The organism is Streptomyces sp. NPDC051555 (assembly GCF_044454405.1).
GTDB lineage: Bacteria > Actinomycetota > Actinomycetes > Streptomycetales > Streptomycetaceae > Streptomyces.
The window spans coordinates 1,070,607-1,092,162 of the sequence record NZ_JBITDP010000001.1; the positions used below are offsets into that span (position 1 = coordinate 1,070,607).

General features: G+C 71.9%; 21 protein-coding genes. 13 read left to right on the forward strand and 8 right to left on the reverse strand.

Going from position 1 to position 21,556, the window contains the following annotated elements:
- The first annotated feature begins 530 nt into the window (after positions 1-530).
- The 4 genes from ACIBEA_RS04545 (at position 531) to ACIBEA_RS04560 (ending at position 5,144) form a co-directional block, all read left to right on the forward strand.
- The gene (locus ACIBEA_RS04545) at positions 531-1,799 is read left to right on the forward strand and encodes a B12-binding domain-containing radical SAM protein (RefSeq protein WP_399257818.1); all 1,269 of its coding nucleotides are present in this window, start codon (positions 531-533) and stop codon (positions 1,797-1,799) included.
- A gap of 45 nt (positions 1,800-1,844) precedes the next feature.
- Positions 1,845-3,215, forward strand: coding sequence for an MFS transporter (locus ACIBEA_RS04550; RefSeq protein ID WP_399257820.1), 1,371 nt, complete (start codon positions 1,845-1,847; stop codon positions 3,213-3,215).
- Positions 3,215-4,510, forward strand: coding sequence for a hypothetical protein (locus tag ACIBEA_RS04555; protein WP_399257822.1), 1,296 nt, complete (start codon positions 3,215-3,217; stop codon positions 4,508-4,510). Before ACIBEA_RS04550 ends, ACIBEA_RS04555 begins: the two co-directional genes overlap by 1 nt.
- 70 nt (positions 4,511-4,580) lie before the next feature.
- Positions 4,581-5,144 carry a dihydrofolate reductase family protein gene (locus ACIBEA_RS04560; protein WP_399257824.1) on the forward strand — a complete coding sequence of 188 codons (564 nt, stop codon included), beginning with the start codon at positions 4,581-4,583 and terminating at the stop codon, positions 5,142-5,144.
- 39 nt (positions 5,145-5,183) lie between these two features.
- Here the strand turns inward: ACIBEA_RS04560 and ACIBEA_RS04565 are convergent, their stop codons facing one another.
- Positions 5,184-6,176 (reverse strand): TetR/AcrR family transcriptional regulator C-terminal domain-containing protein, encoded by a 993-nt coding sequence (locus tag ACIBEA_RS04565; RefSeq protein WP_399257826.1) that lies wholly within the window; start codon positions 6,174-6,176, stop codon positions 5,184-5,186.
- A gap of 178 nt (positions 6,177-6,354) precedes the next feature.
- Between ACIBEA_RS04565 and ACIBEA_RS04570 the strand changes: the two genes are divergently transcribed.
- The 7 genes from ACIBEA_RS04570 (at position 6,355) to ACIBEA_RS04600 (ending at position 12,017) form a co-directional block, all read left to right on the forward strand.
- Entirely contained in the window at positions 6,355-7,593 is a 1,239-nt protein-coding gene (locus ACIBEA_RS04570; RefSeq protein ID WP_399257828.1) for an FAD-dependent monooxygenase, read from the forward strand.
- 100 nt (positions 7,594-7,693) lie between these two features.
- Positions 7,694-8,410, forward strand: coding sequence for a hypothetical protein (locus tag ACIBEA_RS04575; RefSeq protein WP_399257831.1), 717 nt, complete (start codon positions 7,694-7,696; stop codon positions 8,408-8,410).
- 118 nt (positions 8,411-8,528) lie between these two features.
- The gene (locus tag ACIBEA_RS04580) at positions 8,529-8,978 is read left to right on the forward strand and encodes an STAS domain-containing protein (protein ID WP_399257833.1); all 450 of its coding nucleotides are present in this window, start codon (positions 8,529-8,531) and stop codon (positions 8,976-8,978) included.
- A 49-nt stretch (positions 8,979-9,027) separates the two neighbouring features.
- Positions 9,028-9,351, forward strand: coding sequence for a plasmid stabilization protein (locus tag ACIBEA_RS04585; protein ID WP_399257835.1), 324 nt, complete (start codon positions 9,028-9,030; stop codon positions 9,349-9,351).
- 17 nt (positions 9,352-9,368) lie between these two features.
- Positions 9,369-9,731 carry a hypothetical protein gene (locus ACIBEA_RS04590; protein WP_399257837.1) on the forward strand — a complete coding sequence of 121 codons (363 nt, stop codon included), beginning with the start codon at positions 9,369-9,371 and terminating at the stop codon, positions 9,729-9,731.
- A gap of 36 nt (positions 9,732-9,767) precedes the next feature.
- Entirely contained in the window at positions 9,768-10,613 is an 846-nt protein-coding gene (locus ACIBEA_RS04595; protein WP_399257839.1) for a helix-turn-helix domain-containing protein, read from the forward strand.
- Between the two features lie 63 nt (positions 10,614-10,676).
- On the forward strand, positions 10,677-12,017 hold the full coding sequence (locus tag ACIBEA_RS04600) for an FAD-dependent oxidoreductase (RefSeq protein ID WP_399257841.1): 1,341 nt from the start codon (positions 10,677-10,679) through the stop codon (positions 12,015-12,017).
- Positions 12,018-12,037: 20 nt separating this feature from the next.
- Here ACIBEA_RS04600 and ACIBEA_RS04605 read toward each other — a convergent pair whose 3' ends face one another.
- Together ACIBEA_RS04605 and ACIBEA_RS04610 are read right to left on the reverse strand one after the other, a co-directional pair.
- The gene (locus tag ACIBEA_RS04605) at positions 12,038-13,288 is read right to left on the reverse strand and encodes a DUF6545 domain-containing protein (protein ID WP_399257843.1); all 1,251 of its coding nucleotides are present in this window, start codon (positions 13,286-13,288) and stop codon (positions 12,038-12,040) included.
- The gene (locus ACIBEA_RS04610; RefSeq protein WP_399257845.1) at positions 13,281-13,865 is read right to left on the reverse strand and encodes a hypothetical protein; all 585 of its coding nucleotides are present in this window, start codon (positions 13,863-13,865) and stop codon (positions 13,281-13,283) included. The genes ACIBEA_RS04605 and ACIBEA_RS04610 overlap by 8 nt, the downstream gene beginning before the upstream one ends.
- A 383-nt stretch (positions 13,866-14,248) precedes the next feature.
- On the opposite strand from ACIBEA_RS04610, the gene ACIBEA_RS04615 reads away from it, so the two are divergent.
- Positions 14,249-15,253: a hypothetical protein gene (locus tag ACIBEA_RS04615; RefSeq protein WP_399257847.1), complete on the forward strand. Its 1,005-nt coding sequence runs from the start codon at positions 14,249-14,251 to the stop codon at positions 15,251-15,253.
- Positions 15,254-15,265: 12 nt separating this feature from the next.
- Here the strand turns inward: ACIBEA_RS04615 and ACIBEA_RS04620 are convergent, their stop codons facing one another.
- From ACIBEA_RS04620 to ACIBEA_RS04635, 4 genes are all read right to left on the reverse strand, one after another.
- A complete protein-coding gene (locus ACIBEA_RS04620) occupies positions 15,266-15,847 on the reverse strand; it encodes a hypothetical protein (RefSeq protein ID WP_399257849.1) in 582 nt (193 codons plus the stop codon).
- Positions 15,848-16,187: 340 nt separating this feature from the next.
- Entirely contained in the window at positions 16,188-18,521 is a 2,334-nt protein-coding gene (locus ACIBEA_RS04625; protein ID WP_399257851.1) for a collagenase, read from the reverse strand.
- 245 nt (positions 18,522-18,766) lie between these two features.
- The gene (locus tag ACIBEA_RS04630) at positions 18,767-19,009 is read right to left on the reverse strand and encodes a hypothetical protein (RefSeq protein ID WP_399257853.1); all 243 of its coding nucleotides are present in this window, start codon (positions 19,007-19,009) and stop codon (positions 18,767-18,769) included.
- A 157-nt stretch (positions 19,010-19,166) separates the two neighbouring features.
- Positions 19,167-19,841: a 2-phosphosulfolactate phosphatase gene (locus ACIBEA_RS04635; protein WP_399257855.1), complete on the reverse strand. Its 675-nt coding sequence runs from the start codon at positions 19,839-19,841 to the stop codon at positions 19,167-19,169.
- Positions 19,842-20,128: 287 nt separating this feature from the next.
- On the opposite strand from ACIBEA_RS04635, the gene ACIBEA_RS04640 reads away from it, so the two are divergent.
- Entirely contained in the window at positions 20,129-20,506 is a 378-nt protein-coding gene (locus ACIBEA_RS04640; RefSeq protein ID WP_399257857.1) for a hypothetical protein, read from the forward strand.
- Between the two features lie 17 nt (positions 20,507-20,523).
- On the opposite strand, the gene ACIBEA_RS04645 is transcribed toward ACIBEA_RS04640, so the two are convergent.
- Entirely contained in the window at positions 20,524-21,336 is an 813-nt protein-coding gene (locus ACIBEA_RS04645; protein ID WP_399257859.1) for a hypothetical protein, read from the reverse strand.
- Between the last annotated feature and the right edge of the window lie 220 nt (positions 21,337-21,556).

Genomic DNA, 21,556 nt, shown 5'->3' on the forward strand with positions numbered 1-21,556 from the left:
GTGGGGTGGGGCCGGGGGCCGCGTGGGCCTTCCCGGGTCGCTTCGCACGGGGCCCGTCCGGCACATCGGGAGCCTATGGAGGTCTCCGGTCGACGCCCCAGCCCCTACGACCCCTACGACCCCCTACCGATGACCGGGGGCGGGGGCGCGGGGTGCCGTGCGGATCCGGAGCCGTGGCCGCGGCGGTCCGGGGCGGGTCCGGGGCGGTGGCCGGCGCAGGAGCCGGCACGGGGGGCCGGGGCGGTGGCCGGGCGAGGGGCCGGGCGCACCCCGGCCCGGTGCGTCCCCGGACGCACCGCGCCACCCGCCGTCCAGGTACGCGATAGGGGGTCGTAGGGGTCGTAGGGGCTGTGGCAGCGGCCGGCGGTCTTCGTAAGGTCGCCGTGCCGGGGCGGCCCGGGTGCGCTCGGCCTCCCGCATCCCGGTCCGGCACGGTTCCCCGACCGTACGTCCCGTACCTCCACGCCCTTTGGGGGTCCCCGTGCCGCCCCTGCCCCCCACGCGCCCATGAACCTGCCCGGGAGCCCCTCGTGACCCATGTCCTCTTCGCCATTCCCGACGACGAATTCGACCGTGAATTCCTTCAGTTGCCACTCGACGTGGCCAACGCCTGCGCGGTGCTGCGCGCCGAGGGCGTGCGCGTGTCCGTCTGGGACAACCGCCTCACCGATTCCCCGCCGGACACCGACGGCGCCCCCGACGTCGTGGTCGTGATCACCGCCATCGCCGACCGCGCGCAGTGCTACCCGCTCGTGCTGGACCCGGTCAAGGAGATGGCGGAGCAGGCGCGTCGGCAGTGGCCGCGGGCGACCCTGCTCGCCTGCGGACCGCACGCCACCCAACTCCCGGACGCCACCCGCCGCGAACTGGGCGTCGACTTCGTCGCCCGCGGCGAGACCGACTCCGCCGGCATCCAGGCGGTGCGCGACCTGATCGCGGGTCGACCATCCCTGCCCGTGATGCCGCTGGTGGACAGTTATCCGCAGCTCGCACCCGAGCAGTGGCCGCTGCCGGCGTACGACCTGTTCGACATGAGTTCCTACACCGCCGAGGTGTTCACGGACGGCCAGGTGCGCCGCGGCTCGTGCGGCATCGTGCTCGGGGTGCGCGGCTGCACCTACGGCTGCACCTTCTGCCACCTGCCGTTCGGCACCCGCATGCGCCCGCAGCCCGTGGAGCGCACCCTCGCGGAGATCGCCGCGATGCGCGAACGCGACGTGGACTTCATCTTCTTCCTCGACTACGTCTTCGGGCTCCACCCCACCTACTACCGGGACCTGTGCCGCGGCCTGACCGGGCAGGACATCGGCTGGACGGGCCAGAGCCGGGCCGAGGTCGTGCTGCGCACGGACGTGGAGGAGTGGGCGCGGGCCGGCTGCAAGGGCATGTGGCTCGGCGCCGAGTCCCCGGGCATCGCCGACACACCGGTCGGCAAGCGGATCAAGCCCGGGGTGACCAACGCGGCGGTGCAGAAGCTTCAGGACGCGGGGGTCACGCCGTTCGCGTTCGTCCTCATCGGCCTGCCCGACGATCCCGCCTGCGAGAACGGCGACCTGCTGCAATGGGCGACGGACCTGCCCGGCTACTTCGGCCTCAACCAGCTCTTCCTGCGTCCCGGCACCAAGCTGTACGACCAGTTGGCGCCCCGCTACAACGACGGCAGGATGCCGACCACCTGGGCCGAGGTGGAGGCCGTGACCCGGCGCTACCGGGAGAGCTACCCCGTGGACCTCGACGAGCTCTGGGGGCAGCTGTCCCGACTGCCCAACTACCTCGGCAACGCCATGGCGGAGCTGTGAGGCTCGCGGAGGTCACCTCGTGACGAGCGCGGGGGTCGGCTCGCGGTGAGCGCGACACCGTCCGCGCCGCCGCGGCCGGGGCGGCTCGGCGCGGCGCTCGGCCTGCCCCGGCTGGACGGTCAGCGGCGCCTGCTCGCCGCCGTGGCGATCGACAGCACCGGCAGCGGCCTGGCCCTGCCCTTCCTGCTGCTCTACCTGACGTGGCAGGACCGGATGACGGCGGCCACCGCCGGAACGCTGCTGACGGTGGCCGGCGCCGCAGCGCTGGCCGCCGGTCCCCTGTCGGGGCCGCTGATCGACCGGTGGGGCCCGCTGCCCCTGGTCCAGGCGGCCCACGTGCTGCGCGCGACGGCCTTCTGCGTCTACCTGGCGACCGGCTCCCCGACGACACTGCTGGTCGCGGCCACCCTCGCGGCGCTGGGGGACAACCTCTTCTGGCCCGCCAACAGGGCCTTCCTCGCCCGCCGGTGCCACCCCGGCGAGCTGATGCGTTGGTACGGCCTCGAACGCACCCTGCGCAACGCCGGGATGGCCGTCGGCGGGCTCGCGGCCGGTTTTCTGGCCGGGCACGGCCTGAGCGGCCTGCGCCTCGTCCTCGCGGCGAACGCGGCCAGCTACCTCCTCGCCACCGTCCTCATCGCGCTGCTGCCGGCCACCGACCGGCGCCCGTCCGCCGGTCCGGTGCCGGCGGCGCCCGGGAACCGTACGGTCGGCCCCCGGCCCGGAGGCGCCTACCTCGCCATGGTGGCGGCCAACACGGTGCTCGTGCTCGTCTGCACGGCGCTGCCGGTGCTCGTGCCGCTCTACGTCGTCCAGCAACTCCGGCAACCCGCCTGGGTCGTGGGCGCGGTATTCGCGCTGAACACCCTGCTGGTCATGGCGGGCCAGTCGCTGGCGGTGCGGTACCTGGAGCGGCGCGAGCACCTGCGGACCCTTCAGCGGGCGGCTCTGGTGTGGTCCGTAGCGGCCGTGCTGTTCGGTGCGGCGAGCGGGCTGCCGCGCTCGGCCGCGCTGCCCCTCCTCGCGCTCGCGGTGCCGGTGTTCACCGCGGCCGAGCTGATGCACGCCCCGACCAGCGACGTCGTGGCCGTCCGGATGGCCCCGGACGCCACGCCCGGCCGGCACCTCGGCCTGCACCAGCTGTCCTGGGGGATCGGCGCCGCGATCGCCCCGCTGACCCTGACCGCGGCACTGGCCCTGGGCCCCCGGTGGCCGTGGGCGCTGCTGGCCGTGGCCGCGCTGGCCGCCGCCGCCGCGCTGGCCGGCGTACGGCGCGCCGCCGGCCCGGTCCTCCCGGAGGGCGTGAGCGGGGCGGCGGGCGCCCGCACGGGTTCGGAAGCAGGCGGCGATTCGGGCAGCGATCCCGGCAGCGGTGCAGGAAGAGAAACAGGAAGAGAAACAGGAAGAGACGCGTGATGGCAGAAGAGATGGTGTTCTGGGACTACTCGAGGTCGCAGGCACTGAGCCGCTACAACGGCGCGAAGATCCCCGCGCGCGAGCTGGCGGAACTGTGCGCCCTCCGCAAGGACGCCGAGTCGGTCGACGACGCACCGCTGCCTTCCCCGGACGCGATGGCGGACATCCATCCGCTGGCGCTCAAACGGCCCGGCCGGTGGGAGGCCGCGATCGCGGCGACGATCTACGCGTGCAGCGGCCAGGTCGCCGTGCGCCAGGAGATCATCAAGGCGAGGGAGCTGCTGGACCGGCTGCCGCGTACCGACCGCACCGCCCTGACCGTCCCGCGCATGCTGGCGCTGGTCCCCACCATGGTCGCCGGCTTCCGGTTCAGCCGGCAGGGCGAGACGTTCAACCCGGAGGCGAACCGTTACCTGGACGGCGCGTGCTTCCTCTCGGCGCTGCTGCGGGACAGGCCGGCCCTGGCCGTGGAGATCGGGCTGTGCGCGCACCGCGCCGGTGTGGGCGACCCCCGGCTGCCCGAGCACGTCGACCCCGCGGGATCGAGCCGGATGGTGGCCTTCGTCGCCTCGCTCCTCGACAACTCGCAGGCGAAGGCGCGCACGGTCAACGTGTCCCAGCAGACGGCGACCGGCCGGGCCGCCGGCACGGTGCACTCCCTCGTCTTCCTGCGCTACGCGCGCGACGGCAGGACGGAGCACCTGCTCCGCACGCTCGACCAGCACGCGGACGACGTGATGGCGCTGTTGGCGCGCCACAACACCCTCTCGGACACGGAGTTCCGCTTCACCCCGCTGGATCCCTTCAGCGAGACGGTCGAGCGGGACATGACGGAGGCTTTCGGCCCGGACTGGTCGGGCGCGCCCGCACAACCGAGGTGGATCAAGGGCGGGACGCTGGACGCGGCCGTCGAGGCCGCGAAGGGGACGATGCTGCGGTTCATGCGGAACGAGCCGTACGACCTCGACGAACTGCTGGCGGTCCACGCGGACTCCGAGGACCCGAGCGAGCGCGGCACATCGGCGCTGCGCTGGTTCGACCGGCACCAGCGCCGGCCGCTGGAGGTCAAGGCCCGCTACGACGTCGCCTTCCACTACCGGCTGGCCACGACGACGCTGAGCAGGGACGGCGTGGGCATCGGCATGGAGCGCGGCTGGGACGCGTACCAGTGGCTCGCGTGGAACGCCGCGTACGGATCGGCGCGTACGGCGATGCCGCTGCTGTACGCCAGGAGCACGACCGAGCCCGCGAGTCACGTGTCCCTGCGGAGCTTCAACCTCCGACAATTCTGGTGAGCCGTGTCGGACCCCGGGCACGGGGGCCCGGCGGCCGTACGGTCGGGCCCGTGGTCGAGGAGGACCTCTGATGCGCAAGGTGACCTATTCCATGGGCGTCTCGCTCGACGGATACATCGTCGGGCCGGACGGCGGCTTCGACTGGACGGATCCCGACGAGGAGCTCTTCCGGTTCATCACGGACGAGTTCCGGGGGGTCGGTTGCCACCTGATGGGTCGACGGCTGTACGAGACGATGCTGTACTGGGAAACCGCCGAGCAGGATCCGTCGCTGGACGACACCATGCGGGAGTGGGCCGGGCTGTGGAACCCGCTCCCCAAGGTGGTGTTCTCCACGACCCTGACGGCGGTGCGGGGCCGTGCGCGGCTGGCCTCCGGCGGCCCGGCGGAGGAGATCGAGCGGTTGCGGGCCGAGCCGGGGGAGGGCGAGATCGCGATCGGCGGTGCCACCCTCGCCGCCGCGGTGGCCGAGGCGGGCCTGATCGACGAGTACCGGGCGCGGATCCACCCGGTGCTGCTGGGCGGCGGCATCCCCTTCTTCCCCCGCGGCGAGCGCCGGGTCGACCTCGAACTCGCGGAGACCCGGACCTTCCCCACGGGAGTCGTCCACCTCCGCCACATCGTGATCCGTTAGGCCGGCCGGGGGGTCCGGCGACTTGGGCAGCCCCCGCGCTCAGTCGGTGGAGCCCCCGTCGAGGAAGGTGGCGAGGCCGTCCAGGAGGCGCTGGAGGCCGAACTCGAAGAGGGCGTCGAGGTCGAAGTCGTACCCGACCGCGGCGAGGCGGGAGAGTGCGGGGAAGCGGCCGCTGCTCATGGCCGCCAGGAGCGCGGGCTCCTGGGTGTCCATCCACTGCTCGCTGTCGAGCCCGCTGTCGGCCTCGGCCTCCCGCTCCGACTCCAGGTTGGCCGCGATGCCACGGGCGTAGTTCAGCAGCGTGAGGTGCGCGGTGAAGGCGGTCTGCAGGTCGAGTCCGTGCGCGTGCAGGGTCGCGAGCATCCACTCGCTGTACGACAAGCCCGAGACGATCACCTGGGGGCGCGTCACCGAGAGGGCCGGTGCGAGCCAGGGGTGGCGGCGGAAGAGGTCCCAGAGCTGCCGGGCCGCCAGCTCGATCGCCTCCCGCCAGCCCTCCGGCCGCTCGGCGGGCAGCGGGCGTTCCGCCATGACGGCGTCCATCATCCGCGTGAGCAGGTCGTCCTTGTCCGCCACGTGGCGGTACAGCGACATGGTCGCCACCCCGAGGTCGGAGGCGACCCGGCGCATCGAGACCGCCGCCAGTCCCTCCGCGCCCGCGATCGCGACGGCGGCGCCGACGATCCGGCCCAGCGTGAGCCCCGTGTGGAGCGAGGGGGCGGCGTCGGGTGTCCCGCCAGGGCGAACGGGGGGCGTGGGAGGTGCGGGACGGGCGGGAGCCGTGGGGCGGCCGGCCCGCGGCGGGCCGGCCGGGGCCGCCACGACCGTCCCGACGCCGGGGACGACGCGGACCGCGCCGTCCCGGCGCAGTTCGGCGAGCACCTTGCTGGCGGTCGCCATCGCGACGCCCCACTGCCGGGTGATCTCGCGGGTCGACGGCACGCGCTCTCCGGGCGCCAGTTCGCCGGCCTCGATCCGCCGCCGCAGCTCGCCGACGATCTGGCTGTAGCGCGGTACCGCCCGTTCGCTCACCGACACTCCTCCGCACTAGTGCACCATGATGCGCGCCATCCTAGCCGCTGACGCCGGCCGAGCGGCGGGCGCGAGCGGTTTCTCACTCCTCCGCACTAGTGCGGTGCAGCACAACTCACTTTACCTGAAGGGGATTTCTCGCTTGTGCACTACTACGCGTACGGCGTACATTCGCAGCATGGCGAACAACGAGGTACTCATCTGTGGCGCTGGCATCGCGGGGCCCGCGCTGGCGTACTGGCTACGCAAGGCAGGATTCGAGGTCACGATCGTGGAGCGCACCCCGGCACCCCGCCCCGGTGGGCAGACCGTGGATCTGCGCGGCGCCGGCCGCACCGTGATCGAGCGGATGGGCCTGATGGATCGGGCCAGGGCCGAGAGCGTGGACCAACGCGGTCTCGCGCTCGTCGACGCCACCGGCCGCACCACCGCGCGGATGCCGGCCGACAGTTTCGGCGGTGAGGGGATCGTCTCCGAGATCGAGATCCTTCGCGGCGACTTGGCCCGCCTCCTGTACGAGGCCACCGCGGCGGACACGGAGTACCTCTTCGACGACACCGTCACCGGCATCGAGCAGGGAGCGGGCGGGGGCGGTGACGGGGTCACCGTCACCTTCGAACGGGCCGCGCCGCGCCGGTTCGGGCTCGTCATCGGCGCCGACGGGCCGCACTCCGTGGTGCGCGCGCTGGCCTTCGGCCCGGAGCGGGACTTCGTCCGCCCCATCGACGTCTACACGGCCTGGTTCACCGCCTTCGACGGCCCGGACCTGAACCACGTCGACCTCGACGGCTGGTTCCTCATGCACAACGCGCCCGGCGGCCTGGTCGTCTCCGCCCGGCCCGGTCGCCTGCCCGGCGAGATCAAGGCAGGCTTCAGCTTCCGCTCGCCGGCGCTCTCCTACGACCGCCGTGACGTCGCCGCCCAGCAGGATCTCGTGGCCCGGCGCTTCGACCGGGTCGGCTGGAAGACCCCCGCCCTGCTGCGGTCGATGCGCACCGCCCCGGACTTCTTCTTCGATTCCATGGGCCAGGTGCGCCTCGACAGCTGGTCGCGCGGCCGCGTGGCCCTGCTCGGCGACGCCGGATACTGCGCGACCCCGCTGACCGGCCTCGGAACCAGCCTCGCTCTGGTCGGCGCGTACGTACTGGCCGGTGAACTGGCCGCGGCCGCGGGGGACCACGGCGTCGCCTTCCGCCGCTACGACGAGGTGATGCGCCCGTACGTCGACCAGGCACAGCAGCTGCCGCCCGGCGGGGCCGCCGGGTACGTGCCGTCGAGCCGCCTCGGCATCCGCATGCGCGACCTCTCGATGCGGTCGATGACCCGGTGGCCGATGCGGAACCTGCTCGCCGCGCAGTTCGCCAAGGCGGGGGACATCGCACTGCCGGACTACGGTCTCGCCGCACACCCGCGCTGATCGGCCGTAGTCATGGAACACCGCAGGTCGGGTAGACGGGGATCACGGGCCCACGACGTCCACACGTGCCCCGTTCGGGAGACCGAGAGGCGGCACCATCATGACGCGCAATCGAGCGAGCGCCCCCACGCACCATCCCCGCCACGAACGCCGCGGCGAGGCCCGGCTCCCGGCGGTCGCGGCGACCCTGGCGGCGATCGGCTTGTACCTGGCCCTGCCGCAGCAACTGCTGGTCACTCCCCGGTACGTGCTCCCGGCCCTGGAAGTGCTTCTCCTGCTGCCGCTGATCGCCATCAACCCGAGACGGCTGACCCGCCAGACCAGGACGTTCCGCGCGCTGTCCCTGTCCCTGGTGTTCCTCATCGCGGCGAGCAACCTGGTGGCCCTCGGCCTGCTCGTCGACCAGCTGGTGCACGCCAAGGTCGAGGACGGCCGCTCGCTGCTGATCGCGGCCCTCCAGGTCTGGCTGACGAACATCATCGTCTTCGGACTCGGCTACTGGGAACTCGACCGTGGCGGCCCGGTGAGCAGAACCCAACTGCCTCGATCCGAACTGCCCTTGGCGGACTTCCGGTTCTCCCAGGACGAGAACGACGACGCCGTCGGCGAGGTCGCGGACGGAGCGAGCAAGGCGTCGGACTGGGTGCCCACGCTCGTCGACTACCTGTACGTGTCCGTCACGAACTCCACCGCCTTCAGCCCGACGGACACCATGCCGCTGTCCCCCCGGGCGAAGCTCATGATGGCCGTCCAGAGCGTGGCGGCCCTGCTGACCTCGCTCCTGGTGATCGCCCGCGCGGTCAGCATCCTGCACTGAGTCGAGCCGCCCCACCGGGTGTGCCCCACGGGGCGTGGACCAGCGGGTTTCACCCGGCGGTGGGCGGGCAGCCGCCACGGAGGGAGGGGGACGCACCGACGCACCGGGATGTAACGCCATGGGAAGCGACTTCCACATAGAAGTGCGGCACTACGGACCCACCGTGCACCTCACTCCGGTCGGTGCGCTGGACGTCGGCGCGGCCCCCGGCTTCGACCCGTTGCGCTACGTCCTCGGGGGTGACGTCTGCGTAGTGGTCTGCGACATGAGGCACGTGCCCTTCATGGACCTGCCGGGACTGCACCGCCTCCTCGACCTCGGTCGCCGGGCCCGGGCCCGTGGCATCGCCCTGTTCGTCTGCAACTGGCGTCGCCAGCCGCTGTGCCTCTTGGACCGGATCGACGAGGTCGGCCTGCCCGGAGCGGACCGCGGCCGCCCGGCCGGGCTCCGCCGCGCAGTCACCCACGACCTGCGCCGCACCCTCGCCACCCCGGGGCCGGATCCGGCCCCGTCCCCCGTCTCCCGGGCATCCCCGCTGCGCACGACTGAGCCGTTCCGGGCGGGGTAGGCGCCGTACGGCCCGGCACCGAGCCGGGCGCTGAGGCAGGGAGCCGGTCATGCCCCGAGGGTCCTCCCCGAAGCGGGAACGCCAGTACGAGCACATCAAGGAGTCCGCCCGCAAGCGCGGCGAGTCCACCGAGCGCGCGGAAGAGATCGCGGCCCGCACCGTCAACAAGGAACGGGCCCGGGCCGGCGAATCGAAGACCGCGAGCCGCTCCTCGATCCAGGACATGTCGTCCGCCGAGCGCGGCGGCCGGCACTCCCACAGCGGCTCGAAGGGTCCCACGAAGGAACAGCTCTACAACGAGGCCAAACAGCGCAACATCGAGGGCCGCTCGTCCATGGACAAGGCCCAACTCAAACGAGCCCTGGGCCACTGACCGGGCACCATCTTCCTATGCACATCCTTCCCTGGATGAACTCCTCGCGGGCGCCGAGCATGAACAGCACCGCCGGCAACACACCGTTCCCGGTTCCGAGGAGTTACTACGCCGCCACCTCGGGAGCGGTACGCGATATGGTTCCCGGGCTCGACCACACCCAGCCCGGCGACCCCGTGAAGGGCGCCGCAGCGGTCCTCGTCCTGGCCGACGCCGACGTCCCGCCGCTGCGGGCCCAGTCGGGCAGCGACTGCGTCGCGGAGCTGGACCGCAAGATCGCAGGGCTCCGGGCCGAGTCCGCGGCGTGGCGACACCTGGCCCTGTCGACCGACCGCGACGACGCCCGGGCCCTGGCCCGAGGAGAGTCGACGAAGCGATGAAGAGACGAAGAGACGAAGAGAGGACGGATCGCCCCCGTGACGGAACTGGGTGACTACCTGCGCGCCTGCCGCGCCCGGATGAGCGTCGAAGAGGCCGGGATCCGGACGTCCGGCCACCGCCGCGTGCCGGGGCTGCGGCGCGAGGAGCTCGCCATGATGGCGGGCGTCAGCGTCGACTACGTGGTGCGGTTGGAGCAGGGCAGGGCGAGATCGGCCTCGCCGGAGATCCTCCTGGCCCTCGCACGCGCCCTCCGTCTGCACGCCGACGAGCAGGCGTACCTGCTGCGGTGCGCGACCGAAGCCGACGCCCCCGCCCAGCGGTTGCACCCACAGCGAGCCGCGGCCCAGCAGGTATCCACCGCCACCCGGACCCTGCTGAACAGCATGACCGCGGTACCCGCCCTCGTCCTGGGACGGCGCATGGACGTCCTGGCGTGGAACCCCCTCGCGGCCGCACTGATCACGGACTTCGGGAAGGTCGCGCCGACGCACCGCAACCACGTGCGGCTGAGCTTCCTCGACCCGCACGTCCGCGGGCTCTACGCCGATTGGGAGACGGTGGCGAAGGAGTGCGTCGCCTACCTCCGCATGGACGCCGGCCGCTACCCCGAGGACCGCGCCCTGGCCGACCTCGTCGAGGAACTCTCGCTGGCGGACGAGGACTTCCGCCACTGGTGGTCCACTCACCGCGTCCGCGCCCAGCACTGCGGCCGCAAGGAGTTCCGCCACCCCCTCGCGGGTGAACTCAGCCTGGACTACCAGGTCCTGGACGTGCGCGGCGCCGCCGACCAGAGCCTCCTCGTCTACACCGCCGAACCGGGCTCCCGCACCGCGCAGGCCCTGACCTTCCTCGCCGCGATGCGCACCCCCGCCGCCGCTTAGGCTGCTCCCACCCCGCCCGGCACGGCCGGTCGGGGGTGTCGCGAGCCGATGGAGGAGAAGCGCGTGAAGCACGTGGTCGTCCTGGGGGGAAGCATCGCGGGCCTTGCGGCCGCACGGGCGGTGCGCGGCGAGGGGCATCGGGTCACGATCGTCGAACCCGACGCACCGGGCGCGGGCGGTGCCAGGGCGGGTGTGCCGCAGAGCGGTCAGCTCCACGCGCTGCTCGACATGGGTCGGCTCCAAGCGGACCGCTGGTGGCCCGGTCTCTCCGCGGAACTGCTGGCCGACGGCGCCGTTCTGGGGTCGGGCGACGAGATCCGGATGTTCGCGGACACCGTGCGCAAGGTCGACGTGCCGGGCAACGAACTGATCGGCGTGAGCCGCGCGTTACTGGAGGACCACGTCCGCCGTCGTACCCTCGCGGACGACCACGTCGACGTGGTGACCGCCAGGGCCGTCGGGCTCGCCACCCGTGGTGGGCGGATCACCGGCGTTCGGCTGCGCGCCGCTGGACCGGAGCCGGAGCCGGAGTCGAAGGCGGAGCGGACGCTCACGGCAGATGCCGTGGTGGACGCGATGGGCCGGTCGAGCCGGCTCTCCGCGTGGTTGACCGAGGTGGGCTGGGAGGCCCCGCCCGTCGACCGGATGCAGATCGATCTCGGTTACGCCACCGCGCTCTTCCGCAGGGGGAACGAACTTCCCGGGGTGGTCGTGGCCCATCAGCTGCCGTCCGTGACGGACGAGCAGGCCGACACCGGTGCCATGGCCGCGGTGGAGGGCGACCTGTGGATGGCCGTGATCGTGGCCTACGCGGACAGGCGTCCGACGCGCGACGGCGCGGAGTTCATCCGGCGCATGCGTGACATGGCCGAGCCCTTCGGGGTCGTCGCCGACGCCTGCGAGATGGTCGGCGAGGTGCGGACGTACAGCATGGGCCACTCCTTCCGCCGGAAGTGGTGGGCGGTGGAGCGCCTGCCCGGCGGGCTCTTCGTCGTCGGGGACGCGGTGGCGTCCTTCAACCCGGTCTACGGGCAGGGCATGACCAGCGCCCTGCTCCACGCCTCCTGCCTCGCGGCGCACCTGCGCGCAGGAGCGGACCTCCACGCCCCTGCCCGCGGGTACTTCGACCACGTCGAGGTGGTGGTCGACGCGGCCTGGGAGGTCTCCACGCTCGCGGACCTCGCCCAGCCGCACGTCCGGGGGCCCTACCCCAGGGGATACGCGCTGGCGCGCCGGATGTCGGAGCTGATGGCCCGGGCCTCCGTCACGGACGCCTGGGTGCACGAGCGGTTCCTCGACGTGGTGAACATGCGCAGGCGGCCGGCGGACCTGAAGACCCCGCGGTTCTGGTGGAGGGTGGCACTGGCCCTGCGTGCCCAGGCGGCGCCGGGGCGCGCCCGATAGGTCCGGGCGGGCCGGGGCGGCTACGGTGCCGGGACCGGCCGCCTCGCCTCGGCGAGGCCGGCCGCGGCCAGGACGTCCGGATGGTCGAGGTAGCCCGCGACGCGCACCAAATGGGTGCGCTGCGCGCCGGGTTCGAGACTCCCGCCGGGCAGGACCAGGCCGCTCTCGCCGCCCCGTTCGGCGCCGCTCTCGGCGAGGGCGACCGCTCGCAGGACCAGGGCGGCGGCCGCGGCGGCGCGCTCGTCCTCCAGGGGCCAACCCCTCGCGCGTGCCAGGAGGTGGACGCGCACCACCGGTTCGTCGTCGAAGTACGGGTAGAGGCTCCGGATCCCGCTCAGGATGTCCGCCGCCCGCGTCACCAGGTGCCAGTCGCGTACGTAGAGGAGGCCCAGGTCGGTGACCCGGTTGCGTTCGTCCAGGGCGATGCGGGGATCGGCCCGGTGCGTCAGCTCCCACAGGGGGGTGAGGGCCAGGTAGTCGCGCCGGTCCGCGCGCCAGAGCGAGATCGCCGCACCGGAGAAGCCCCAGTTGATGACGAGGGCCCCCACCGTGCCGGAGACGGGTCCGAGGCTGTGGAGCGGGTCCAGGGCGTGCGAGCCCAGGGCGCCCGCGACCGTCGCCGGCATGACGCAGGCGACGTACCCGGCGATGAACCAGGTCGCGAGGGAGATGTGCCGCAGGGCCCGGCGCAGCCGTGGATCGCTGTGGGAGGAGTGCGCGTTGCGACGGAAGCGGACGGCCGTCGACACCGAGGCGTACGCGAGCCCGAGTTGGAACGCGGCCAACATCACCAGGGCCCCCGGGTCCTGGCCGTAGGCGATGTTGAAGTCCAGCGGATGGGCTGCGTCGTCGAGGTCGCCCGCGGCGAATCCGGCCACCATGGCGACGGCCGCGGCGCAGTACACGGCCAACGGTCGCACGAGCCGCCCCCGCCCGGGCGCCGCCTTCGAGGGCCGGGCAACGGGGGAGGCGGAGGCGGGGGCGGCGGGCCACCACATCAGGGACATCACGTGCGTGTGGGCGAAGAAGGCGAGGATGCAGACGAAGACCACCGGCTCGGCCACGTTCGCGGAGCCGGTGAGACGGGCGAGGGCGCGCCACACGAGCGGTGTCGCCACCAGGAAGGCCACGACGCCGACCGCCGAGCAGGTGGTGATCAGGCGCAGGGCCGTGGACCGTTCGCGGCGCCAGGCGGCGTACTTGCCGAGCGTGGTGCACGACGCCACCACGACGATGATCAGGTAGACCACGTCGGCCGCGCCCTCAGACACCGGTCGTCCCCCTGTGGCGCAGTGCCGATGCGGCCGGGGCTCCCGGTCCCGGGCCCGTACTCGTGTGGGCGATCATGCTGACGATGAGTCGGCCGAGGGTCTCCGCCTCCCGTTCGGGGAGGGCTTCGCCGTGCGACCGGTTCGGGTGTGGCCCGTCGAAGTAGGACCGTGCCAGCATCATGCGGCTGATGCGCGGATCGAGCGCCGGTGCGAGCCCGGCGAGGAGTACGGACTGCAGTTCGTGGCCCACCGTCTGCGGGTCGTGGCCCAGGAAGGCGTGCGCGAGCTCGTGGGCGATGACGACGTGCTGCAGGATGGTCGGCGAGTTCTTGTCGACCACGAGGGTCAGTTCGGTGGGGGCGTGGAGCAGTCCGCCGGTGAAGGGGTGCCGTAGGGGGAGGTAGAGGATCCGGATCGGCGTGCCGCAGCTGACGGCGACCGCGTCGCGGACTTCTTCCAGGGTGGGGTGGGCGGACAGCCCGAGCTGGGCCGAGAAGCGCTTGCGCAGCTTGCGCAGGGTGCGGATCTCCCTGACCGTGCCCGCGACGAGACCTATGGTCCGGCGGACTGCCTGCATGGATCGTTCTCCCCACATGACCTGCGTGTCGGCGGAAGCGTGCGACGGATCGGCCGCACCACGCGCGGACGTTCCCCTGTGTGCCGGACCGCCGACGGTGACGGACTAGTCCAGGCGCGAGGCGAACCGTAAGTCGGCGGGCGCGGGGGCGGCGGCGGGCGAGAGGGCCGCGGAGGCACTGACTCTCGGTGAGCGCGGGGGCCGTGCGCGACCGGGTCCGTCCCCGACACGGGTCTGGTCAGCCGGGGAAGGGCTGACGGGGCGGTGCGCCCGTGCCTGGATAATCACACTGGGTAGCCTGTACGTTCCCCGCGGGGGAGATCAAGTAGGAGAGGCTTCCGGTCGGCGCACTTCCCGGATCGGAAGCCCCGATGGGAGGGTGAGTGCGAGCAGGGGACACGGGTGGGCGACTCGATCGGCTGGACCTCTCGGCCGAGGCGCGGGAGGTCTTCCTGCACCTGTCGGACGGAGGGCCGCTGCCGGACCCCGGGAGCGGACCCGCGCGCGCCCGCCAGGAGCGCGCCCTGTCCGAGTTGCTCGCCGGTGGGCTCATCGCCGATTCGCCCTTCTCCCGCGGTCGGTACGTGGTGCAGGACCTCGCTCAGGTGGAACGGTCGGTCGTACAGGCGGAGATAGGCGAGCTGCTGGGCCGGCTGCAGAGGCTCAGTCGGGTGCCCGAGGTGCTGGCGGGTCTCGCCGCGGAGGCGGGTGCCCAGCCCGTCGGGGGCATCGAAAGGCTCGCCGACAAGGGGGAGGCGAACGACGTGCTCACGCGGATGGTCGCGGGGGTCGAGGCGTGCCTGTGGAGCGCGCACCCCGTCGATCGGCCGGCGTGGAGCCTGGCGGCCTCGCTGGAGCGGGACCTGGCCATCGTCCGCCGGGGTCTGGAGTACCGCACGATCTATCCGAACACGGCGCGGGCCCGCGATGCCGAGGTCAAGTGGGTGGCCGCGATGACGGACGCGGGCGCCGTGGTCCGCACGCGGGCCCCCGATTACCTCAGGATGATCGTCGTGGACAGGAAGGCCGTGATGATCGCGGCGCCGCCGGAGTTCGACGGGCGGACGGAGGCGTTCTTCATCACGCAGCCGGTCGTCGTGGCGATCGTCGTGTCGTTCTACGAGCAGCTGTGGGAGCGGTCCAGGCCGTGGCGGGGGGAGCGGCGCCAGGAGGCGGGAGAGCTGGCGACGACACCGCAGATGCGCGACTTCATCCGCATGCTGCGGGAGAACAGGACCCGTTCGGAGATCGCGCGCACGCTCGGTACCAGCGAGCGGAGCCTGACCAGCCTGCTCGGCCGGATCTACCGGGCCACGGGCACGAACAACCTGGTGGCGTTGGGGGAATGGTGGGCGACGTCCCCCGACCGGGACCAGGACCTGGGGTGAGCCCGATGGGTGCTACTGGGTGGGCTGGGGCAGACTGCCGAGGTAGCGGCCGATGACGGCGGGTACGCCCGCCTCGCGGAGCTCCACCAGGAGTTCCACCGACGCCTTCGTGTCCCGGACCCGTACGTCGTCGGGCGGCAGGCTGAAGTACGGGGCCCCGGCGGCCACGCCGAAGTGCCGGGCGAGGGCCTGCAAGGGGTCGTCGGTGAAGAACGACGCGTCCACCTGGAACATCCGGCAGATGGCCATCGTCGACTCCAGGGTGGGCTTGCTCTTCCCCGCCAGCAGGTTGTAGAGCCATACCCGGGACTTCCCGCACGACTTCGCGACGTCCCCGAGCAGGTACGGAGATCCGGACTCCGTCACCCGGGTCCTGAGCAGGTGTTCCAGTCTGCTCACGAACGGGCAGGTGCCCGGCGGCCGGTCCAGCGGGACCCCGGCCCGCAGGTCGGCGATATCGGCCGTCGATACTCCGGTGGCGAGGCCGACGGCCTCGTTCGACTGCGGGGCGCCGCCGCGCGGGTAGATGTGGGCGAAGAGGAAGTTCAGGCGTTCCGCGAGCAGCGCCGCCCGCTCGTCCACGGAATCGCTCATGGCCGCCACCTTCCTGCCGTACTGGAGCCGCTCCAGTCCCGGTTACCCGGGGATCTCCCGGCCACGCTTCCGGCAGTGCAAGTGTAGGTGCGTGCTGGTGATAACTATTGTTGACATGGTTGGGGTGCGTGGCGCAAGATCTTGGCATTGCCACCGGAGCTTCACTGCTCTCGCTCCTGCGAAACGGAGCCCCGGTACGGCTGTGCGCCGCCTGACGGTTGCGGCCCCCACGGGGGAGGGTCGCATGGGGATCGGATCCTTCGGGATCCGGTGACAACCCCGAAGCCGACGGGCGGCGCACGGCTGTTCGGCTCGCGAGGCCGATGGTGCGAGTGGCCGGTTACTCGGACTGCGTGGAGACGCTCACCCCGCTGAAGTCCTGCGCGGCGGCGAGGCTGAAGTAGACCCAGCCGGCCGGCGGATTCTCGATCGTCAGGGTCTCGTCGTTGCCGGCATGCGTGGACTTCGCCTGATAGCCGTCGGTGGTAGCCCAGGTGGGCCCGTTGTAGTAGAGGTCGGCGTTGCCGGCGCCCCCGCTGCTCGTGATGGTCAGCTGCTTGACGCCGGCCGGCAGGTACACGAAGTGGTAGCTGTAGTTGCCGGCGGCGGCCGCGAGGTTGTCGCGGCGGCAGTTCTTGTCGAACTGGCGGGCGTCGCCGATCGTGCAGAGCGCAGTGGTGCGGGCCTCCGGAAGAGGGCCGCAGTCGTCGGTCGCGCACGTCGTGGTGAGCCAGGTGTCGAACCCGGCGTCGTAGCGGGTGCCGATGGTCTGCTTCAGGAAGGTGCGGGCGCCGTTCCAGTCGCCCGCGCGGTACTTGCCCAGCACGGTCTCGACGTCGGCCGGGTGTGCTTGGAGCATGTAGCGGACCGCGAGGTAGCCCCAGCGGTAGACCCGGTTCGAGTTGACGTCGGGGTCGGCGTCCTGGTTGTAGACGGTGTCGAACAGGTCGCTGAGCTTGTACGTCTTCTTGGGGGCCTCGGCGATCGCGGCGGCGTTGCGCTCGCCCCGGTAGCCGAAGGAGACGTTCTCGGCGATGCCCTCCACCCACCAGATGGTCGGCGTGGTGATGCCGGCGTCGAAGTCGCCGGCCATGTTGTAGCGGCCGTCGAGGTAGTGGGTGTACTCGTGGTTGAGGTTCCAGATCTGGAAGGCCGGACGCAGCCAGTCCGCCTCGTGGGCGATGAAGCGGGCCTGGTTGCCGGGGGCGGCCGGGTTGCCCTCCTCGTACATGCCGCCGTTGTCGACGTCGATGTTGTAGATGGCCCAGGCGTACAGGGAGTACTGCGTGTAGTCGTCGAAGACGACGACCTCCAGGTCGGTGTTCACGTCACCGGGGAGCGGGCCCTTGTCACCGATGACCCGGTGGAAGTAGGCGTCCTCGTTGACCAGGCTGGTACAGGTGCTGTCCAACTGCCCGGGTGACATGTCCTGGGCGCGGATCTTCAGGCCCGGGGTACAGGTGTGCCGGATCGGCAGGATCACGGGCAGCACGCGGTCGCCCAGGTCGCAGATGGCGTAGGCCGCGCAGTTGTTCCTGTCGTACTGGCGCGTGTACCAGCCCAGGTTCATGGTGATCGGCGCGGTGGGGCCGACGTTCGGGTAGCGGTTGATCAGGTCCTTCAGCAGCGGCCGGACCCGGTCCTTGAGCTCGGGGACGTCGAGGGCGTAGCCGAGGTAGCGGCCGACGTTGCTGACGACGTCCAAGCGGTTCAGCTGCGCGCCGTTGCGCGTGATGAAGCCGGCCCAGGTGTTCAGGATGCCGGGGTCGGCCTTGAGGGCGGCCCGCCAGCCGCGGTCGTCGTTCTTCGCCTTGAAGCCGTTCTGGACGACCCACTCGACGTGCTGCATGGCGAGGTTCATCTGGCCGGGCCAGGTGGCGTCGAAGCCGGCGAGCATCCACTTGACGACGCCGGCGTAGCGGCCGGCCGTGTGGGTGCTGTCGATCAGCGTGACGACCTCGTTGAGGATCTCGCCGTTGGCGTCGGTGACGTCCTTGCTGTGCGGGGACGCGAAGAAGGCGTCCAGTGCGCCGCGCGCCGAGCCGTCGAGCGTCGAACCGTAGGGGCCCACGACGTCGGCGTTGTTCTCCTGCACGTAGTAGCCGGCGCGCAGGAACAGGACCAACTGGCCCACCGAGGCGTTGTTGTTGCCCGAGTAGGCGGCGGAGGCGTCGCGCAGCGCGTTGGCCACGGTCACCATCTGGGCTTCGCCGAAGGCCTTGCGCGCGTTCTCCCCGGTGAGGTTGAACAGCGGGTAGGTGCAGTCGATCCGGGGGAGGGCCCTCAGCTGCTGGACCAGTGCGCCGCCCGTGGAGTTGATCACGCCGGAGAGGTCGCCGCACGCGTCTGCCGCTGCGGCGGAGGACTGCGCGCCGGGCTTGGCGGGGGTGGCCGGCTTGACGGCGGGGGCGGGCGGCGGGGCGGACACCAGGGCGCTGTCCTGCGCGGAGATCCGGAACCGTGCGTTCTTGTTCGTCGCGTCGGGCGACTTGGGCACCGGGATCGACCGGGGGGCCGAGGCCGCGGCGCCGCGCGCGGTGGAGCCGGCCGGGGTGGCGCCGACGGAGACGGCGGCCTGGCTCGGCGGTGTGAACAGGCCGAGCGTGATGAAGACGGCCGCGCCGAGCGCAGGAAGCCTGCGCGCGTTGGCCTTGGATATCCGGAAGGGATGCATCTGCGGGGGCCTCCGGGGCCGTTGAGGCCACGTGCTGGGTGGCACGGGCCAGGCAGTGGGCATGCTGGTTGGCATGTGACATGTAAAATTTCACATGTCGCATCCCGCCGGAAGGGTTTCGGCCAGATTCTTCGGCCACCGCAACTGAAACGTTGTCAACTAGCGGGCCCGGACATGCCACTGGGAGCGGCGGTGGAACCGCCGCTCCCAGTGGAAGCCGTACGTCGTGGCGCCGGGGCGTCGTACTAGAAGTGGATGCCCAGGAACGTGCCGCGGTCCCACTCGAACTCGGTGGACTCGGTGTTGGTGTAGATCGGGCCGACGTGGTCGATGACACCGGCGAACGACGAGCCGCTGGTGCGCCCGGCGCCCTGCGAACCGGTGCCCTGGACGAGCCCACCACCGTCGTTGGCGAGAGCGGCGCCGGCGCCACCGAGCAGGATTCCGGCGGCGAGGACCGAGGCGGTGAGGGCAGAGCGCATACGCATGAAAACTCCCAAGGATCTCTGGAAGACGCGTCCGAGAAGCGGTCGCATCGGTCCGTTCAACGCCTCGGAACGATCACGGGAAACGGCAGCTCACCCCATTGGCGGGGGAGCGTGGGGGGCGCAGGGAGCGCGCGCCGGTGGTCGCGGCGCTGCCCGATCACGCCGCGTGGGGGCGCAAGGTCATGAGGGAGCCCTCCTGGCGAGCCACCATCGCGAAGGGGAACCGGTCGAGTTCCAGGCAGAGTTGGACGTCGTCGGGATGCGCGCCCGCACGGATGCCCTCCGTCAGCTCGGTGGCGGCCCGCGAGTCGGCGGCGCGGCGCAGGAACCTGGCCGCGTCCGTTTCGGCCCCACCCGCCCGCCGGGCGATGTACTGGGCGCACGCGAGGTCCTCGTCGGCCCGCCCGTCCTCACCCGTGACCACGAACGTCACACGGTCGCACCCGCGCGTGCGCAGGAGCCGCGCCGTCGCCTCGGCCACCACGAAGCCGGCGCAGAGCACCAGCGACGCGTCCTTGACCGCGAGGGCGCCGACCGTCCCGGCCGTGGTCTTCTGCACGACGGTGCGTCCGCCGAGGTCCATGGAGCGCAGCAGGCCCGGCGAATTGACGGTGTCGAACCCCGGCGCGGGCGCACCGTCCTTGAGTGCCACCCAATCCGGGTGGCGGCCCTTGTGCGCCAAGGCCTCGTCCAATGAACCGGCGAGAACGATCCGTTCCGCACCCTGGCCGAAGGCCCACGCGGCCACCGTGAAGGCACGCATGACATCGACCACGACGGCCACGGACGGGGTTTCGGTCAATTCGTCGATGCCGAGGAAACGGGAGTCCATCCGGCCATGATCACGTACGCCCGCCCCGGAACGCCCGCGCAGTGTCGCGCATCACATGGACCCCGCCTGACCGTCGTGCAGGCCCACGGGGTGACCGGGACGGGAGGCGTGACGCACTCCGTGCGCCCCGTGCCCTTGCCAGGGAGGCCCCCCTCGTCGACGATGCTCCGCAGTGCCGTCTGGCCGGATCACACCGGTTCGGCCGGGGAACCGGGGGAACCCGGAAGTCTCGGAGAACGCCACCGAGAACACCGAGAACACCGAGAACGCAGGGAACAGGGGAGACAGTGACGAGGATCAGCAGGCCAGGGAAGCGCCCCGCACGGGCCGCCGCATTCGTACCGCTCTTCGTGATCGCCGGGCTCGTGCTCGGTCCGGCGGCAACGGCCACCGCGGCCGTGCCGACCGCCCGACAGGCCCCCACCGTGGCGGCCCAACCGCACACCGCCCCGGCGAGCGGCACCGGCACGACGACGGGCCTGGCGACCGGCCTGCGCGCGTCGGTGTCCACCCGGGTCGAGGCCGTCACCGGTACCAAGAAGAGCAAGAAGAGCAAGAAGAAGGGCGGACTCTTCAAGAAGCTCTTGATCGGTCTGGTGGTCGTGATCGTGCTGCTCGTGATCCTGTACGGGGTCCGCCGCGCGCTGCGCAACAGGTCCTCCTGAGCAGGGGTGGAGCGGGGTCAGGAGGACCAGGGCAGTCGTACGGCCTCGATCTCCGTGTCGCCGAGGAGGGCCTCGATGAGCGGAGCGGGTCCTGCCACCTTGGTGGCCATCAGGTCGTAGTCCGTGCACACGACCCACGCGTGGTCCTCGGCCCAGAGGTTGGAGGGACTCCAGCCGTCCTCCTCGGGGTGCTCGTACAGCACCTTGGCGTCGGCCAGGGCGCCGGCCCGTACGTGCAGGTTGTCGAAGTCCTCGGCCGCGAGCAGCAGCGGGTTGTAGTAGGCCAGGCAGCGGGCCGCCGGACCCGTCGTGCTGTGCGCGGTGAGGATCTCGGCCAGGCGGTTCCAGGAGGCCCGGTCCATGCTGCCCTCGCGCGGTGACGTCACTCCGACGGGCCAGCGCCTCTGCCCGGTCGCCGGGAACGAGTCGAGGTACGGCGGCGATCCCTCGGGCACCACGGGGTCCCCGGTGCGGCGGGCGAGCTCCTGCCAGCGCACCCGGTGCCAGCGGGGTCCCGGCCGCTCACCCGGGTCACCGCCCACCACCTCCGCCGGGTCGAGGCCCGGGATGATCTCGGGGCCGCCACCCATCAGCACCGCCCGGTGGTATTCGACGTACGTCATGTCGAACGGCCCGAGTTCGTGGGCGTACATGGGGTGGAGCACCCAGGCCGCGTCGGGCAGCGGCGGCGGCATGAACCCGGTGAGCCCGTCGTCGTCGGACAGCTCGCGCAGCCAATCGACGTCCGGGGAGTCGGCGATCGGCCATCGTGCGGTCGCCAGGGCCGCGGCGGTCAGCTCTCGTGGCTCCTGCGTTTCCCGCGTCTCCACCGGAACCTCATCCACCCGTCGGGCCGGGGAGATGAGAGGGGACGGGCGTGGCCTGGTGGTAGTACATCCGCCACTCGGAAGGCGCACCACCTTCCTGCGCCCCCTCCGACTTCCGCCAGATCGAACGTCGTCGTCTGGCTGGTGCTGCTCCTGCTCGCCTTCTTCGGCCTCTCGCTGCTGTCCTGGTCGGCGGTCTCCGCGCACGGCTGGCCCGTGGGGT

Coding starts and splice junctions, on each gene's coding strand:
- ACIBEA_RS04570 (WP_399257828.1), top strand. CDS start 6,355: ATGGCGAACAACGAGGTACTCATCTGTGGCGCTGGCATCGCGGGGCCC.
- ACIBEA_RS04620 (WP_399257849.1), bottom strand. CDS start 15,847: ATGAGCGATTCCGTGGACGAGCGGGCGGCGCTGCTCGCGGAACGCCTG.
- ACIBEA_RS04610 (WP_399257845.1), bottom strand. CDS start 13,865: ATGCAGGCAGTCCGCCGGACCATAGGTCTCGTCGCGGGCACGGTCAGG.
- ACIBEA_RS04590 (WP_399257837.1), top strand. CDS start 9,369: ATGCACATCCTTCCCTGGATGAACTCCTCGCGGGCGCCGAGCATGAAC.
- ACIBEA_RS04635 (WP_399257855.1), bottom strand. CDS start 19,841: ATGGACTCCCGTTTCCTCGGCATCGACGAATTGACCGAAACCCCGTCC.
- ACIBEA_RS04555 (WP_399257822.1), top strand. CDS start 3,215: ATGGCAGAAGAGATGGTGTTCTGGGACTACTCGAGGTCGCAGGCACTG.
- ACIBEA_RS04580 (WP_399257833.1), top strand. CDS start 8,529: ATGGGAAGCGACTTCCACATAGAAGTGCGGCACTACGGACCCACCGTG.
- ACIBEA_RS04625 (WP_399257851.1), bottom strand. CDS start 18,521: ATGCATCCCTTCCGGATATCCAAGGCCAACGCGCGCAGGCTTCCTGCG.
- ACIBEA_RS04560 (WP_399257824.1), top strand. CDS start 4,581: ATGCGCAAGGTGACCTATTCCATGGGCGTCTCGCTCGACGGATACATC.
- ACIBEA_RS04630 (WP_399257853.1), bottom strand. CDS start 19,009: ATGCGTATGCGCTCTGCCCTCACCGCCTCGGTCCTCGCCGCCGGAATC.
- ACIBEA_RS04585 (WP_399257835.1), top strand. CDS start 9,028: ATGCCCCGAGGGTCCTCCCCGAAGCGGGAACGCCAGTACGAGCACATC.
- ACIBEA_RS04575 (WP_399257831.1), top strand. CDS start 7,694: ATGACGCGCAATCGAGCGAGCGCCCCCACGCACCATCCCCGCCACGAA.